The following is a 1,276-nucleotide window of genomic DNA, read 5'->3' on the forward strand; positions in this document are numbered from 1 at the left end:
AGGCGACCTTGCCGGCCAGCAGGCCCTCATTAGTGTTGTTGTTCATGGTTCCGACCCTCGCCCGCAGCCGAGGCCCTAGCCAGGCATCGTCGGTACCTGGATAGCCACCGTCGTACGCGACGACACTGGGCGGGTGGACAAGCGACAGCTCGCGGATTTCCTCCGTTCCCGGCGGGAGCGGATCACGCCTGCCGACGTGGGGCTCCCGGCCGGCCCGCGCCGCCGCACCCCCGGGCTGCGCCGCGAGGAGGTGGCGCAGCTGGCGTTCATCTCGACCGAGTACTACACCCGGCTGGAGCAGAGCCGCGGCCCGAACCCGTCCCGCGAGGTGCTCGCCGGCCTGGCCCGGGCCCTGCGGCTGGCCGACGCCGAACGGGATCATCTGCACCACCTGGCCGGGCAGCCACCGGGCCCGCCGCCCGGCCCGTCCCGCGAGGTCCGGCAGAGCATCCTGGACCTGCTGCAGCGCCTGCCGCTCACGGCCGCGATCGTCACCTCCGCGACGTACGAGGTGATCGCCTGGAACGACCTGGCCGCCGCGCTGATGGAGGACTTCTCCGCGCGCTCCCGCCGGGACCGCAACCTGGTGCGGCGCGTCTTCCTCGGCCCGCACCTCGACGGCCGCCGCCTGTACGGAGTTTCCGACGCGGATGCCTTCGCCCGCATGTCCGCCCTGCACCTGCGGGCCACCGCCGCCCGCTATCCCGGCGACCCGGGGGTGAGCGAGCTGATCCACGACCTCCTGACGGGCAGCGAGGACTTCGCCCGCCTGTGGGACTCGAACGACATCCGCACGGTGCCTGCCCTCATCAAGACGTTTCAACACCCGCAGGTCGGCCCGGTCACCGTCATCTGCGACGTGCTGGACATCACGGACCGGGACCAGCGGGTGGTCATTTACACCGCGGCTCCCGGCTCGCCGTCCGAGGCGGCCCTGCGCCTGCTCTCGGTCATCGGCACCCAGCGGATGACCACCGCGGTCAGGCCGTGATGCGGTCCAGCCATTCGCCCAGCAGCACCTTTTCGCCGGTCGAGAGAGTGGAGATCTCGGGTAGTGCGGCGTGCAGCGCCACTGCCGCGGTCACCGGCCCGGGCTCCCGGCCGACGGGCCGGTCGGTGCTGATCGCCGCGATGACCGCCTCCCTCGCGGTGACCGACAGCGCCGGCTCCCGCTGATCCGCCGGAGTCGCGATCAGCGCGAGGGTGACACCGGAACCGGCCGCGTGCACGCTTGCGTCCGCCAGCCCCTCGGAGACCCGCAGCCGGCCGGCCTCGG

1 protein-coding gene and 1 pseudogene are annotated in these 1,276 nt (G+C 72.6%); one reads left to right on the forward strand and one right to left on the reverse strand.

Annotation, left to right across the window (positions count from 1 at the left end):
- Nucleotides 1–133 precede the first annotated feature (133 nt).
- On the forward strand, nt 134–991 hold the full coding sequence (locus tag AB0C29_RS49000) for a helix-turn-helix transcriptional regulator (RefSeq protein ID WP_360835315.1): 858 nt from the start codon (nt 134–136) through the stop codon (nt 989–991).
- Here AB0C29_RS49000 and AB0C29_RS49005 read toward each other — a convergent pair.
- Nucleotides 981–1,276: pseudogene (locus AB0C29_RS49005) on the reverse strand (TetR family transcriptional regulator); the annotation flags it as partial. The gene AB0C29_RS49000 and the pseudogene AB0C29_RS49005 overlap by 11 nt on opposite strands.

Origin of the sequence: Actinoplanes sp. NPDC048791 (assembly GCF_040650095.1) — a bacterium.
In the GTDB taxonomy this organism is placed as follows: Bacteria; Actinomycetota; Actinomycetes; order Mycobacteriales; family Micromonosporaceae; genus Actinoplanes.